A 14139-nucleotide genomic window follows, 5' to 3' on the forward strand; every position below is an offset into this window, starting at 1 on the left:
TCCATGCAACCCGAAGCCTGCACAGAGCCGGTTATCAATGCATACAGGCCAAACCATTGTTGCAACCCGATCAGTTCTTTTCAGCATAAAGGGCTTCAGACAATTGCTGTGCGGCCTGCGCTGTACGCGGCCCGAAACCCAACAGATAAAGCCCGTCCATTGCAATAATTGCCTTGTTTCTGCCGGCAGGCGTTGCAGCAAGCGCGGGGTTGTCCAGCAAATCAGCATGACCATCATGTGCATCTGTTTTCATCAACAAGATGAGATCAGGAGCGGCTTTATCCAGCGCCTCATCAGTGAGCTGTTTGTAGCCTTTATATTCAGTAACAGCGTTAACACCGCCAGCCAGCCTGATCATCATATCAGCCGCTGTTCCCTGCCCCGATGCCATGATACGACCGCCCTGACGGGACAGAATAAAAAGCACACGTTTTTTCTGTTTAATTGATGCGGTTTTTTGCTCGATTGCTTTCAAATCCGCGCTTACTTTGGCAGCAAGTGCCGCGGCCTTGTCTTTAACGCCAAGCGCCTCGCCAATAATATTAATCTTGTTTGCAATGCCATCCGCACTGAATTCTTCCGGCACGATAAGAATTGGCACAGAGGCGCGCTTGAGCACATCCAGTGTTTCTGCAGGGCCGCTGCCCTCAACAAGCAACACTGCCGTTGGCATTACAGACAATACACCTTCCGGCGAAAGCTGGCGCATATAGCCAATATCCGGCAATTTCTGAACAGCTTGCGGATAGGTGCTGGTGCGGTCACGGGCAATCAATTTGCCATCCTCGCCCAAGGCATAGATAATCTCGGTCAGCGCACCGCCAATGCTCACCAACCGCGATGTATCAGCAAATTTTTCAACTTCAGCAGCCTGCGCCGCGGCAATCAAACCGCATATCGGCACTGTAGCCGGCACAGTATAAAGGCAGACAGACAGGCCGGCAGAAAAACAGGCCACAAAACAGGAAGATTGAAAAAAGGACAAAAATTGGTGTTTCGTGCGAGCAAAAAACATGAGCCACCTGAAGGCTTTTCAAACCACAGGCAAATGCCGGCGGCCGGATATTTAAAATATGGAAGACTGCCTGATCAGGAAAAAATACCTGCAAAAACAACGCAAATATGCAAGGCAGTAAAACCCTGCCCTGCATATATAGCGGCAATAATCAGGCTGCGGCAGAGTTTGAAAGACGCGGGAGAGATTCCACCAGTTCACGCCAGTCGGTGCGTTCAGCCTCGCCTTCCTGACGCGCACCAAAAAACTGAACAATCATTTCTCCCTGCACATCATAAGCCTCAAGCGATGTGACATGTCCGTCTTTGGTTGGTTTGCGCACCACCCAGACCGTATGAATATGATCAGTACGCAAATGCATATGAAATGCGGGATCCATAATATTAAGCCACGGCCCCATCATTTTAATCTCTTTGACCGGACCGGTATGAATTTGAATGCAACCATTATTGCCGGCAAAAACCATAATCGGCTGGCCGGATACGGCAGCAGTGTTCATCATCATTTCCACACTGCCGGCCTGCAATTCCCATGCAAATTGCGCACCGGCAAGCTCAACAGCCTGTTTACGCGTCACCGCATAATCCCGCAGGATCGTCACAAACTGATGAACATCGGTCATATTTGTCCAGCGTTCACGAAGACCATCTATATCAATGGCAGCAATGTCTTTTTGCACTTCCTTGGCCTTTGCTGGGCTAAGCGCCACAGTCCGGCTTTGCTCTTCACAGCGCAAACGGGCAACAAGGGTTTGATAGGCCGCAAGATCAGATTTTTCACGTAAATGAATTTTATGAACCGCATCACCCTGATGATTAAAAAATTGCAATGAACGGCGGATATTGCCTTCAGAACCGGCTTTTTCAACGGCAAAACCATAAGCCCAGGCTTTGGGGAAAATACGCAAATCAATCTGCCTGCCAAGCACGAGCGATGCATGCGCACCAACAGACACCTTTTCATAAGGTCCGATCTTTTCATGCACAACGCTTTCATTGCGTGTCAGCGCCATAACCTCGCCAAGGGTGGCCGCGCCATTGAGAATAGCGGCAATATCCACATTCAGACGGGTCGCGCAAATGCCCACATGGGCGGCAACAAGATCTGCCTCGGTAATACCATTTGCCTTGGCAAAGTCCCTTTCACGGGAATTAGGATCTTCTCTGCGCAAGCGCAGAATATCGTGTGGTGAAAGAGTGTGCTGTGCAATCATTTTATGAGCCTGTCTTTGACCGCCTGTGCAAATGCGGTTGATTATGAGCCTTGATGTGGCCTGATAATTTTCAAAACCATCAGACCGGTTGAATTGTGCTTTCCGGCTTTGTCTGCATCGCTGCAATTTTTACCTGTTAATCGCCGGTATAATTCTTGACTCAAAATATCATATTATTTAATGGAGGCAATAGTGGATAATTCGAGTCATATTAAATTTTCGTGAATATCCACAATCTTATCCGTTTAAAAAACATTCATAACGGATTGATTCATCAATATTTTCAATTTGCAAATGCCTTGCTTGCCACGCCTGAAAGCAGCGACGATGCGGAGACAAAACATGCAGCAAAGTTCCAATATAGCCAGATTTCTTAAAGCAGGTCTTGGCAGCAGCGCGATCACATTAATCATCTTGGCAGGCGCGGCACAGGCGCAAGAGGGCAAGCCGGCAGCAGAAAAAACCGGCAATCTCCAGCTTGATACAATCAATATCAAAACCGTAAATCCGCAGGATATCACCGCACGCCCTGCCCCTGTGAGCACGATTTCCAAAACCCGCATCAAACTGAATGGTCGCGAAAAACTGGACACGGTTTTACGCACCACCCCCGGGGTTTTCACTACAATTAACGGTTCCAATCCCGGTGTTGCTGTTAATATTCGCGGTTTTGAAGGCTCCGGACGCGTGAGTATGATGATTGACGGCGCACCGCAAACATTCCGCACCACCGGCCATGATGCACAGGGCTATGCTTATATTGACCCCAATCTTCTGTCATCAGTCGATATCACCCGCGGCGCCATAACAACCCAAGGCGGCACCGGGCTGGCCGGCAGTGTTAATTTCCGCACACTTGGCGTTGATGATGTGTTGCTCAATGGGAGGGATAAAGGTGTTCTCGGCCGTGCTTCTTGGGGCAGCAATGGTGTCGGCTTTTCAGAAATGCTGGCAGGTGCCGCCCGTGTCAATGAAGTTGGCATTCTTGCAGCCATCAGCCGCCGTGATTCCAAAGATTATAAAAACGGTGCCGGTGATATTGTTGAAAAAACCGGTCAGGAGCTGACCTCCGGCCTGTTCAAGACCGAGTTCAATTTTGCTGAAGATCACAAGCTGACACTCGGCGGCATAATTTATAATAATAAATATGGCTCATGGCAGCCAAGTTTCCGCCCCGGCGGCAAGCCGATTATTTATGATATGCTGCTGCAAAACCGCACCTTTACAGCAAATTATCAATACAGGCCTGCCGATAATAATCTGGTTGATCTGAGTGTTAACAGCTATTTCAACAGCACAAAACTCAATTATACCAGCGGTACCGGTTCTTACACAGGCCGTGAGATCAAAAATGAATCGATCGGCCTCAATGCTGCCAATACTTCACATTTTACATTCAATGATCTTTATATCGATTGGAAATACGGCTTTGAATATAATCACGATAACACTGGTGGTGTAAAAACGGGCGTTAATCCGGGTGATTCCACAGCCAATCGCAGCGCGATATTTACTGAAGCTGAATGGACTTATGAGAATTTCCAACTTCTGACCGGTTTGCGTTACGATCATTTCAGGCTTGAGAATAAGGACGGCACGATCAAAAACAGCGATGGTCGTCTCAGCCCTAAAGTTACACTTGCCTATAATGTAACGGACTGGTTGCAGCCATATGTTACCTATGCCCATTCCATGCGTGCGCCAACCCTGCAGGAAACCATGCTGGGCGGCATTGCCCATGCCGGCGGCATGAAAGGCAACCCTGATCTTCTGCCGGAAAAACAACGCGGCTGGGAATTCGGGCTGAATATTGCACAGGATAACCTGTTTACTGCTGAAGACAGGCTGCGCTTCAAGGCCAACTACTTCACAATGCGTGTTGAAGATTACATCACGGCATCTTTTAGTCGCAATCAATTCGTCAATATTGACGGCACATCAACAGTGCGCGGCTTTGAGCTTGAGGCCAATTATGATGCTGGTTTTGTCTTTGGCAGCATCGGCTATACATACAGTAAATCTGAACTGCCGCAACAGCAGGCCGGACTTGGCACAGGGCAGTATCTGCCGGATAATATCGTCTCTCTTATGGCCGGCGCCCGCTTCCTTGAGCGCAAACTGGAAGCCGGAATGCATTATCAATATGTTTCTTCCGGCTTAGGCAGCAGCTATAGCGGCGCATTCACATCGCCATCCTATAATCTCGTGGATATTTTTGCGACTTACAAATTCAACCAAAATGTTGATCTGTCCTTCAAGGTCACCAATCTGTTAAACGAAAAATATACGCCCGCGCTCAGCACTTATGGTTCCGGTCAGGGGCGCACATTTGTTGTGGCCACACAGTTCCAGTTCTGATCAAGCCTGATGATACAGGCCACATCAAGCCTTATAAGAGCGCGGTGTGGCCAAAATTTTCTGTTGAAATCACAATCATACCCGATATGCGTCAACAAGTCGCACAGGTAGCAAAATACCTTAAAAACAATCATATCCGCTTGTTTTCAGCATAAATAATACAATTAATATGGGTGTTTAACTCAAGTTTAAAATGGTTCTAAATTATTGTTTTTTGTAACGGTTTTAAACTGGGGCATTTGACAAGCCCTGCGTCCTCAAGCATTAGAAAATCAAACAGTTACAGTGCAACTTTAAATGTTTGGCCTTGACCCATTCATTTGGAGGAAGAATGTTCAGACATATTTTTGCTATCAGCAAAACTACCCGCTTCAATATGCAGGTCAGCCAAGTAAAACAGCTTAGCCCTTCTTTTTTTATAGAATGCGCTTACAGTTCTGATTTTGTATTTCCGGCAAATCAGCATGATCTTATCTCTGCAGGTGCGGCATGTTAGTTTGTCACTGCAATATTATTACTGCCAAAGAGATTGAAGATACGATCATTCAGATGCTGGATGAGGATTGCTGGCAGTTGATTGTTCCCGCCAAGGTCTATCATGCAATGAAAAAACGCGGCCGGTGCTGCGGCTGCTTTCCAAATGTTGTTGAAACGATCATAAAAGTCACCGAAGAATATCATCTTCGGCGCGAACATGATGATTCTGAATTTATCGTCTATATTGATCGCGTCCGTGCATTGCGTGAACAATTCGGGAGCAAATGGAATGAAAGGCGACAAAAAAGTCATCGAGCGGCTTAATGAGGCTCTTTTCCTTGAACTCGGTGCTGTAAATCAATATTGGCTGCATTACCGTCTGTTGTCTGATTGGGGCTATACCCGTCTGGCAAAAAAAGAGCGCGAAGAGTCGATTGAAGAAATGCATCACGCAGACCGCCTCATCGACCGCATCATTTTTCTTGAAGGCCATCCAAATCTGCAAACCGTTGCGCCGCTGCGTATCGGCCAGAATGTGAAAGAAGTTCTGGAGGCTGATCTTGCCGGTGAATATGAGGCCCGCACATCTTACAAGAAATCGCGTGAAATCTGCGATGAAGCCGGTGACTATGTAAGCCGTCAGCTTTTTGATGATCTTCTCAAGGATGAAGAAGGCCATATCGACTTCCTTGAAACCCAGCTTGAACTGCTCGGCAAGATTGGTGAAGAGCGTTATGGCATGCTCAATGCCGCTCCCGCTGATGAAGCTGAATAAGCAAATATAAAACAAATAGCTGAAAGGCTCCGCAATGCGGAGCCTTTCACAAATATTGTGATGCGGCTACCTTTATTGCGGCAGCTTGTCATCAATACCCTGAACATAGAAATTCATGCTGATAATCGCGTCATCATCAGCTGTTTCACCTTCCTTCAGCCAGACAGAACCATCCTGTTTTTTCAGCGGTCCGGTAAATGGCTTCAATTCACCCGATGTCAGCTTCTTGATGGTTTCTTCAGCCATTGCCTTCACATCATCAGGCATATTGGTCAGCGGTGCCATAGCCACAAGGCCGGTATTCATCCCGTTAAATGTGTTTTGCGACTTCCATGTGCCATCCAGAACAGCTTTGGTGCGCTCGATATAATAAGGCGACCAATGATCAATCGTTGCCGTCAGCTGGGTTTCAGGGCCAAACTTGATCATATCGGAGGCCTGCCCGAATGCCTTGATGCCGCGCTCTGCGGCAACCTGAATGGGCGCGGTGGAATCTGTGTGCTGGGTAAGAATATCAACCCCCTGATCAATCAGAGCCTTGGCAGCATCAGCCTCCTTGCCCGGATCAAACCATGAATTTGCCCAGATAATCTTGACCTTGAAATCAGGATTGACCGATTGCGCGCCGATCATAAAAGCATTGATTGCCTGCACAACTTCCGGCACCGGCACAGAGCCGATAAAACCGGCCATGCCATTTTTTGACAATTTGGCGGCAATCTGCCCCTGCACATAGCGGCCTTCATAAAAACGCGCATTATAGGCCGATACATTTTCCGCAGTCTTGTAACCGGTTGCATGTTCAAATTTCACATCCGGAAATTTCTTGGCAACCTTGATTGTCGGATCCATATAGCCGAAAGAAGTCGTAAAAATCAGCTTATTCCCCGCACGCGCCAAACGCTCAATTGAGCGTTCAGCATCAGCACCTTCCGGCACGCTTTCCAGATAGCTGGTGGTGATCTTGTCACCAAGTTCCTTCTCAAGCTCCTTGCGGGCCTCATCATGCTGATAAGTCCAGCCGAAATCCCCCGGAGGGCCGATATAAATAAAGCCGACTTTCAGTTTCTCCTCAGCCTGTGCGGCACCTGCAATGGCAAATGCTGCCGCTGTGGCAAGCAATGCGAGTGTCTTTTTCATTGTCCCCGTTCTCCTGTTAATGGTTGATACCAATAATATTGCATAAAACACATAATATCACCGCTTTAGCGGGCATATTCCCAATTCACGCCTCAACGATCGGGCACAAAAGGCTTACCAAGCGATGCAGGCGTGTTCATCATGGTCAGGCGGCGATTGCGTGAGATAAGCACCAGAACAATAATGGTGGCCAGATATGGCAAGGCCGATAACAGCTGCGGCGGCAGCCCGATGCCAAAAGCCTGCGCATGAAGCTGGCCGATCGTTACCGCGCCAAACAAATAGGCTCCGATCAGAACACGCCAGGGCCGCCATGAGGCAAAGACCACCAAAGCCAGTGCAATCCAGCCGCGGCCGGCGGTCATATTCTCAACCCATTGCGGCACATAAACCAGCGAAAGCTGCGCACCGGCAAGGCCGGCACAGGCACCGCCAAACAGCACAGCAAAATAGCGTGTGCGCACCACATTGATGCCCAGCGCATGAGCAGAGCTGTGATTATCGCCAATAGAGCGCAATTTAAGCCCGGCTCTTGTGCGAAACAAAAACCAGCTGACCCCGCCTGCCAAAATAAGCCCAATATAAAAGATCGGATCCTGCCCGAACAGCAATTTACCAATCAGCGGAATATCACTCAGATAAGGAATATTGATTGCGCCAAGCCGCACCCCCGGCAGGCCGACAAAGCCCTCTCCGATAACCGCAGAAGCCCCAAGCCCCAGAATGGTGAGCGCCAGACCCGTGGCCACCTGATTGGTTACCAATGTGAGTGTGAGAAAACCAAACAGCAAGGCACAGGCCGCACCTGCCGCAATTGCTGCAATCATGCCCGCCCACGGATTACCGGTGAGATGGGCAATCCCAAAACCGGTAACAGCCCCCATCAGCATCATGCCTTCCACACCAAGATTGAGCACACCGGCACGCTCCACCACCAGTTCACCAATGGCGGCAATCAGCAAGGGCGTGGCAGCCGTTGCAATGGTCAGCATAATTGCCTGCGTCATATCCATGGCTCAGGCCTCCCCCTGCATATTATGATGCTTGCCGGTAATGCGAATGCGGTAATGAATAAAAGTATCGCAGGCCAGCACAAAAAACAGGATCATCCCCTGAAAAACCCGTGCCGATTTTTCAGATATACCGATGGAAAGCTGCGCCGCCTCCCCGCCAAGATAGGATAAGGCCAGTACCAGACCGGCGGCAACGATGCCAAGCGGATTAAGCCGGCCGAGAAAAGCAACAATAATCGCAGTAAAACCATAACCCGGCGTAATGGTGGTACGCAATTGGCCGATAGCACCCGATACTTCACTGATACCGGCAAGGCCGGCCAGCGCCCCGGATAATAAAAAAACAAAAAACGTGGTTTTTACGGTGCTGAAACCGGCAAAATGTGCCGCACGCGGGCTTTGGCCAACCACCTTGATTTGAAACCCCTTCAAAGTGCTGCGCAACATAAACCACAGCAGGATTGCCGCTATAATGGCAAAGATAAAGCCCCAATGGGCACGCCCTGCCGCCGGCCATATTTCCGGCAGCACCGCATAATCATGAAACTGGCGGCTCTCGGGAAAATTATTGCCCTCAGGATTGCGCCACGGGCCGCGCACCAGCCAGTCAAGAAAAAACTGTGCCACATAAACCAGCATCAGGCTGGTGAGAATTGTATTGGCGTTAAAACGCACACGCAACAAGGCCGGAATTGCACCATAAAGCGCCCCGCCGGCCATGCCCGTTATGAGCATCAGCGGCAGCACATACCAGCCCTGCACCTGCGGGAACATAATCGGCAGGACAGAGCCGGCAATAGCCCCCATAGTCAACTGACCTTCAGCGCCGATATTCCAGTTATTCGACAAATAACACACAGAAAGGCCAACGGCGATAAGGATAAGCGGTGCGGCCTTGACCAGCAATTCATGGATCGACCACATATCAAGCAACGGCTCAATGAAAAAAGCATGCAATGCCGCAAAAGGATCCTTGCCCATCACCGCAAACAGCACCGCCCCGCAAACCATGGCAAGAACAAGCGCCAGCAATGGTGACAGAGCACTGAACCAGCGCGAAGGCCGGTCTCTTTTGATCAGCTCAATCCGCATCATAGCGCCCCGCCCATCATCAGGCCGATTTTCTCGGCATTCACACAATCGCGCGGCAGCGCTTCAGAAAGCCGGCCGTGATGCATAACCGCAATGCGGTCGCAAATTTCAAACAATTCATCAAGATCCTGGCTGATAACAAGCACGGCCGAGCCCTGACGCGACAAATCCACCAAAGCCTGCCGGATACGCATAGCCGCACCGGCATCAACACCCCATGTTGGCTGATTGACCACCAAAACCGCCGGATTGCGATCAAGCTCACGCCCGATAATAAATTTTTGCAAATTGCCGCCGGATAAGGCGCCGGCAGGCGGATTTTCTGCATTTTTTCGCACATCCATCATGGCATTGATGCGTTTGGCAGCGTGCGACAACGCCCCTTGTGAGAGAATTTTCAAAAAACCGCCCTGCAAAAACATTTTTGCATCTGTCTGATAGCGCGATAAAAAAAGATTATCGGTCAATGGCAGTTCCGGCACCGCCCCGTGACCGAGCCGTTCTTCCGGCACAAATCCCGCGCCGAGCATGCGCCGGCCTGTAATGCCCGCATGGCCTGCCGCCTGCCCGCGAATACAGACCGTTGCCGCCTGCTCCTGCAATATCTCGCCCGATACCGCCTCAAAAAACTCACTCTGGCCGTTACCGGCAACACCGGCAATGCCCACAACCTCCCCCGCCTGCACATTTAAGCAAATATTGCACAAAGCCGTTGAGAACGGCCCGCGCGGCGCTTGCGAAAGCCCGCTGATCGCCAGCAAATTCTCCGGATTGCCGGCCTGAATTTCCGCTTTTGGCCGCTCAACAACAGCCACATCCTCCCCCACCATCATACGGGCAAGGGATGCAGCAGTCTCCTGTGAAGGCGTGCAATGTGAAACAACCCTGCCATGACGCAGCACCGTTGCGCGGTCGCAAATCTGCTTCACTTCCTCCAGCCTGTGGCTGATATAGAGAATGGATTTGCCCTCATTCTTCAGGCGTTTGAGTGTTACAAAAAGCTTATCCGCCTCTTGCGGGGTTAAAACAGAAGTTGGCTCATCCAGAATAATCAGTTCCGGCTCCTGCAACAGGCAGCGGATAATCTCAATACGCTGGCGCTCCCCCACGGAAAGATCACCAACAAGCGCCTCTGTATCCACCGGCAAGCCATAGGTTTCTCCAACCTGTGCGGCCTTTTGAGCCACTTCATTCAAAGACAGGCGCGCATCAAGCGAAAGCGCGATATTTTCTGCGGCAGTGAGGCTGTCAAACAGGGAAAAATGCTGAAACACCATGCCAATGCCAAGCTTGCGTGCACAGGCAGGGCTTGTCATCTGCACCTTGCGCCCTTTCCAGAAAATCCGTCCTTCCAATGGCTGCAAAGAGCCAAAGAGCATTTTTACCAAAGTGGATTTTCCGGCACCATTCTCGCCGAGAAGTGCGTGTATTTCCCCGTGCTCAATGGTCAAATCAATCCGGTCGCACGCCTTCAGCGCACCAAAATTTTTGGTTATATGCTGAACTTCCAGCAGCGGCGTATTGCGCTGTATCTTTAGGGAAGATTGTGCCATGTACCCCCGCGACATTTCTTCCGCCAATTTTATGCCATAGCCGAAAAAATAAGGAAGCCCAAAACTACTTTATAACAATTCTATAAACAATTTTTATAATAAAACACAAAGCAGTGGCGCAAAACCTGAAGCAATACCGGCGAAAATCCAAATTCGCCGGTATCATATCTTTAAATCTCAAGAAGTTTTATGGAATCAGCACAGTTGTGCCGGTTGTTTTGCGTGTTTCCAGATTGCGCTGTGCTTCAGCTGCATCCCGCAAGGCATAGGTCTGGCCGATATTAACCTTAACCACGCCGCTTGCAACCACATCAAACAATGCCTGTGCGGCCTGCTCCAGCTCCGCACGTGTGGCAATGTAAGCTGCAAGCGAAGGCCGTGTGGCATAAAGCGATCCGCGCTGGCTCAGCTGCGCCAGTTCAAACGGCGGCACCGGCCCTGAAGCATTGCCAAAGCTCACAAACAGGCCACGCGGACGCAACACATCAAGCGAAGCAGGGAAAGTATCCTTGCCCACACTGTCATAAACCACGGGCAGCCCTTTGCCGCCGGTAATCTCTTTGACCTTTTCAACAAAATTCTCTTCACGGTAATTGATCACATGATCATAACCGAGCGACAAGGCCAGATCGACCTTTTCCTGTGAGCCGGCGGTGCCGATAACTGTTGCGCCAAGATGCTTGGCCCATTGGCCGGCAATCTGGCCAACGCCGCCTGCAGCAGCATGAATAAGAACAGTATCGCCCTTTTGCACCTTATAGGTCTGATTAATAAGATAATAGGCTGTCATGCCCTTGAGCATCATCGAGGCGGCAAGGCGCATATCCATATTATCCGGCACCTTGACCAGATGCTGAGCGCCAATCAGCCGCTCATCAGCATAGGCGCCCATGGCTCCGGTATAGGCAACACGATCGCCAACCCTGACATTGGTAACCCCTTCACCCACGGCCAGCACAATGCCCGCCCCCTCCTGCCCGGGAATAAAGGGCAGTTGCGGAGCTTTATAAAGACCGGTGCGAAAATAAATATCAATAAAATTCAATCCCACCGCTTCATGCCGGATATGCACCTCACCGGCTCGCGGTTTGCCCAGTTCTATCTGTTCATAATTCAGAACATCGGCACCGCCGGTTTCACGGATAAGAATTGCATTGACCATTCCGATAGCTCTCCCGTTATCTTGTGGCTGTCTTTAGCCCCAGTTTTGGCAGAAATTGCATGACGATACCGATACAATAAAGATAGATACCTGTGACAGATATGCCGATACGCACCCATAAAGGCGCTTCCATTTGATAGAGAATGCCGACAATGCCAAAAGCACACCAGCCAAGGAAAATACCAAGGTTAAGCGGACGCAGACGCACAACCCGCACCGGATGCAGGAAATTGAGCGGCATGAAAGATAAAATTGCCGAGATCACAACAATTGCGAAGGCCATCCACTCACCAGGCCCCACAATAAACAGTGTGAAAACCACCATATTCCACACAACAGGAAAACCTTTGAAAAAGTTTTCCTTGGTCTTCATGCCCGTATCGGCATAGTAAATTGCACTGCTGATAACAATTATGGCGCCGGAGAGGAATGACAGCCCGTGCCCCATAAAACCACTTTGATAGAGCGCATAGGCCGGTATCAGCACATAGGTGACATAATCGATAATATTATCAAGAAGTTCGCCAGACCAGTTGGGCAATACATATTTCACTTCCAGCTTGCGGGCGATCGGCCCGTCAATGCCATCAACAAATAATGCAAGCCCCAGCCAGAGAAACATTGCCGTCCAGTTTTTTTCACTCGCGGCAACCAGTGAGAGAAAAGCCAGAAATGAGCCGGAGGCTGTTAACAGGTGAACAGAAAAGGCTCTGACCTGAGGCAGGGTGACTTTTTTGGCCTTTAATTTGTCTGTCAGTTTCGCTTTCAAGATCTTTGCCGATTCTGTTACGAAAAATTAATGATTTATCAGTGTTAACAGCTTTTGTCGAAAAACAACAAAAGTGCAATAAAAGGAACCGCAAAAAACAGGCAAAATGTCGCTGATCCAAAGAAGTTACCGGTTTTGCGCGGCTATTGCAGGATTAAACATATGATTTTTGTGTCAAAAACGCTACTTATAGCCTAAACGGGATATTCGCAGGCAATTTCGGCATTTTCACAATTCCTCCCTTCCACTGTCAATGCCGAGAATAAAGAGGTGTGTCATGTCTGGTTCTGCTCAAGGCGCAAATTTCAATCCGGAATTCAAAAGCGACCGTATTCTCATCAGCGGTAGCGGTCCGGCGGGCATGATTGCGGCGCTGGCACTGGCGCAGGCCGGTTATGATATTTTGCTGGCCGGCCCCATGAGCGACCAGAATGACCTGCGCACCACAGCCTTGATGATGCCGGCAATTGAATATCTCGACAGCCTCGGCGTATGGCAGTCTATTCGTCCGCAAACAGCCGCCCTCTCCTCCATGCGCATTGTTGACGGCACAAACAGGCTGATCCGCAGCCCGGCGGTCACGTTCCGCTCTTCTGAGATCGGCGCTGAGGCATTTGGCTATAATATTCCCAATCTGGTGCTCAATCGCGTTTTGCATGAGGCCGTAAGCGCCCATCCGCGCATTGCCCGCAATTATCATAATGCAACCGGATACAGCCATGATACCGGCAGTATTACAGCTATTTTCAGCGACGGGCAGCAAATAACAACCCCGCTGGTGGTGGCCGCCGACGGGCGCAACAGCCCGGCGCGAGATGCTGCCGGCATCAAAACCCGCCGCTGGCATTATCCGCAAACAGCTATAGTCTGTTCTTTCAGCCATAAAGTGCCGCATCAGAATATTTCCACTGAATTCCACACGGAAGAAGGCCCGTTCACACAGGTGCCCCTGCCCGGCAACCGCTCCAGTCTTGTCTGGGTGGCTAATCCGCTGCGCGCCAAACAGCTTATGGCGCTGACCAGGCAGCAGCTTGCCCGTGAGATTGAAAATAAAATGCAATCCATGCTCGGGCAGATTACAGTTGAGACACCGCAACAGGCATGGCCGCTCTCCGGCCTTGTGCCGCTTAAATTTGCTGAAAAACGCACCATCCTCATTGGTGAAGCTGCCCATGTTTTTCCCCCTATCGGGGCGCAGGGGCTCAATCTTGGCACCCGCGATGTGGAAACGCTGATCACCGCCCTTGAAAAAGATAAAAATGATGCCGGATCCGAGCGTGTTATCCGCGCTTATGACAGCGGCCGCCGCCCAGATATTCTGGCGCGCACCGGCTCGGTGGATGTGCTGAACCGCACCTTGCTTTCTGATTTTCTGCCCGCCCAGATTATCCGCAGCACAGGGCTGGAAATTTTGCGCAATATTGCGCCGCTGCGCGCTTTCTTCATGCGGGAGGGGCTGCGTCCGGGCGCCGGTTTCAAAGCGCTGCTGCCCTCTTTTGCAGCTGCAAACAAATCTGCATCCGTGCCCGTTGCCCATAGGCAGGACGGCACTCTGTGAAAGAAAATAACAGA

The 14139-nt window shown here is 50.2% G+C and carries 12 protein-coding genes; 4 read left to right on the forward strand and 8 right to left on the reverse strand.

The window, feature by feature from the left end:
• Positions 1 to 70: 70 nt before the first annotated feature.
• Entirely contained in the window at positions 71 to 985 is a 915-nt protein-coding gene (locus ACSTTO_RS06295) for a heme/hemin ABC transporter substrate-binding protein (protein WP_439272300.1), read from the reverse strand.
• A 181-nt stretch (positions 986 to 1166) separates the two neighbouring features.
• Complete coding sequence (locus tag ACSTTO_RS06300) at positions 1167 to 2228, reverse strand: hemin-degrading factor (RefSeq protein WP_439272301.1); 1062 nt, start codon at positions 2226 to 2228, stop codon at positions 1167 to 1169.
• Between the two features lie 342 nt (positions 2229 to 2570).
• Between ACSTTO_RS06300 and ACSTTO_RS06305 the strand changes: the two genes are divergently transcribed.
• The 3 genes from ACSTTO_RS06305 to bfr all read left to right on the forward strand — a co-directional run bounded on the left by ACSTTO_RS06305 (position 2571) and on the right by bfr (position 5838).
• On the forward strand, positions 2571 to 4586 hold the full coding sequence (locus ACSTTO_RS06305) for a TonB-dependent receptor domain-containing protein (RefSeq protein ID WP_439272302.1): 2016 nt from the start codon (positions 2571 to 2573) through the stop codon (positions 4584 to 4586).
• Between the two features lie 489 nt (positions 4587 to 5075).
• Positions 5076 to 5387 (forward strand): (2Fe-2S)-binding protein, encoded by a 312-nt coding sequence (locus ACSTTO_RS06310; RefSeq protein WP_439272303.1) that lies wholly within the window; start codon positions 5076 to 5078, stop codon positions 5385 to 5387.
• Positions 5353 to 5838 carry a bacterioferritin gene (gene bfr, locus ACSTTO_RS06315; protein WP_439272304.1) on the forward strand — a complete coding sequence of 162 codons (486 nt, stop codon included), beginning with the start codon at positions 5353 to 5355 and terminating at the stop codon, positions 5836 to 5838. The genes ACSTTO_RS06310 and bfr overlap by 35 nt, the downstream gene beginning before the upstream one ends.
• A gap of 72 nt (positions 5839 to 5910) precedes the next feature.
• Here the strand turns inward: bfr and ACSTTO_RS06320 are convergent, their stop codons facing one another.
• From ACSTTO_RS06320 to pcsA, 6 genes are all read right to left on the reverse strand, one after another.
• A complete protein-coding gene (locus ACSTTO_RS06320; RefSeq protein WP_439272306.1) occupies positions 5911 to 6978 on the reverse strand; it encodes a BMP family ABC transporter substrate-binding protein in 1068 nt (355 codons plus the stop codon).
• 92 nt (positions 6979 to 7070) lie between these two features.
• Positions 7071 to 7991, reverse strand: a complete 921-nt coding sequence (locus ACSTTO_RS06325) for an ABC transporter permease (RefSeq protein WP_439272307.1) — start codon at positions 7989 to 7991, stop codon at positions 7071 to 7073.
• Between the two features lie 3 nt (positions 7992 to 7994).
• Entirely contained in the window at positions 7995 to 9083 is a 1089-nt protein-coding gene (locus ACSTTO_RS06330; protein WP_439272491.1) for an ABC transporter permease, read from the reverse strand.
• Positions 9083 to 10636 carry an ABC transporter ATP-binding protein gene (locus ACSTTO_RS06335; protein WP_439272308.1) on the reverse strand — a complete coding sequence of 518 codons (1554 nt, stop codon included), beginning with the start codon at positions 10634 to 10636 and terminating at the stop codon, positions 9083 to 9085. Before ACSTTO_RS06335 ends, ACSTTO_RS06330 begins: the two co-directional genes overlap by 1 nt.
• A 187-nt stretch (positions 10637 to 10823) precedes the next feature.
• Positions 10824 to 11798, reverse strand: coding sequence for a quinone oxidoreductase family protein (locus ACSTTO_RS06340; protein WP_439272309.1), 975 nt, complete (start codon positions 11796 to 11798; stop codon positions 10824 to 10826).
• 16 nt (positions 11799 to 11814) lie between these two features.
• On the reverse strand, positions 11815 to 12567 hold the full coding sequence (gene pcsA, locus ACSTTO_RS06345; protein WP_439272310.1) for a phosphatidylcholine synthase: 753 nt from the start codon (positions 12565 to 12567) through the stop codon (positions 11815 to 11817).
• A 277-nt stretch (positions 12568 to 12844) separates the two neighbouring features.
• Between pcsA and ACSTTO_RS06350 the strand changes: the two genes are divergently transcribed.
• Positions 12845 to 14125, forward strand: coding sequence for a UbiH/UbiF family hydroxylase (locus ACSTTO_RS06350; protein WP_439272311.1), 1281 nt, complete (start codon positions 12845 to 12847; stop codon positions 14123 to 14125).
• The last annotated feature ends 14 nt before the right edge of the window (positions 14126 to 14139 follow it).

It is taken from the genome of Pseudochrobactrum albidum, assembly GCF_051851455.1.
Classification (GTDB): domain Bacteria; phylum Pseudomonadota; class Alphaproteobacteria; order Rhizobiales; family Rhizobiaceae; genus Pseudochrobactrum.

What these genes read in the sequence shown, in the direction of transcription:
- ACSTTO_RS06300 (WP_439272301.1), bottom strand. Translation starts at nt 2,228, where the DNA reads ATGATTGCACAGCACACTCTTTCACCACACGATATTCTGCGCTTGCGC.
- ACSTTO_RS06305 (WP_439272302.1), top strand. Translation starts at nt 2,571, where the DNA reads ATGCAGCAAAGTTCCAATATAGCCAGATTTCTTAAAGCAGGTCTTGGC.
- ACSTTO_RS06310 (WP_439272303.1), top strand. Translation starts at nt 5,076, where the DNA reads ATGTTAGTTTGTCACTGCAATATTATTACTGCCAAAGAGATTGAAGAT.
- bfr (WP_439272304.1), top strand. Translation starts at nt 5,353, where the DNA reads ATGAAAGGCGACAAAAAAGTCATCGAGCGGCTTAATGAGGCTCTTTTC.
- ACSTTO_RS06320 (WP_439272306.1), bottom strand. Translation starts at nt 6,978, where the DNA reads ATGAAAAAGACACTCGCATTGCTTGCCACAGCGGCAGCATTTGCCATT.
- ACSTTO_RS06325 (WP_439272307.1), bottom strand. Translation starts at nt 7,991, where the DNA reads ATGGATATGACGCAGGCAATTATGCTGACCATTGCAACGGCTGCCACG.
- ACSTTO_RS06330 (WP_439272491.1), bottom strand. Translation starts at nt 9,083, where the DNA reads ATGCGGATTGAGCTGATCAAAAGAGACCGGCCTTCGCGCTGGTTCAGT.
- ACSTTO_RS06335 (WP_439272308.1), bottom strand. Translation starts at nt 10,636, where the DNA reads ATGGCACAATCTTCCCTAAAGATACAGCGCAATACGCCGCTGCTGGAA.
- ACSTTO_RS06340 (WP_439272309.1), bottom strand. Translation starts at nt 11,798, where the DNA reads ATGGTCAATGCAATTCTTATCCGTGAAACCGGCGGTGCCGATGTTCTG.
- ACSTTO_RS06350 (WP_439272311.1), top strand. Translation starts at nt 12,845, where the DNA reads ATGTCTGGTTCTGCTCAAGGCGCAAATTTCAATCCGGAATTCAAAAGC.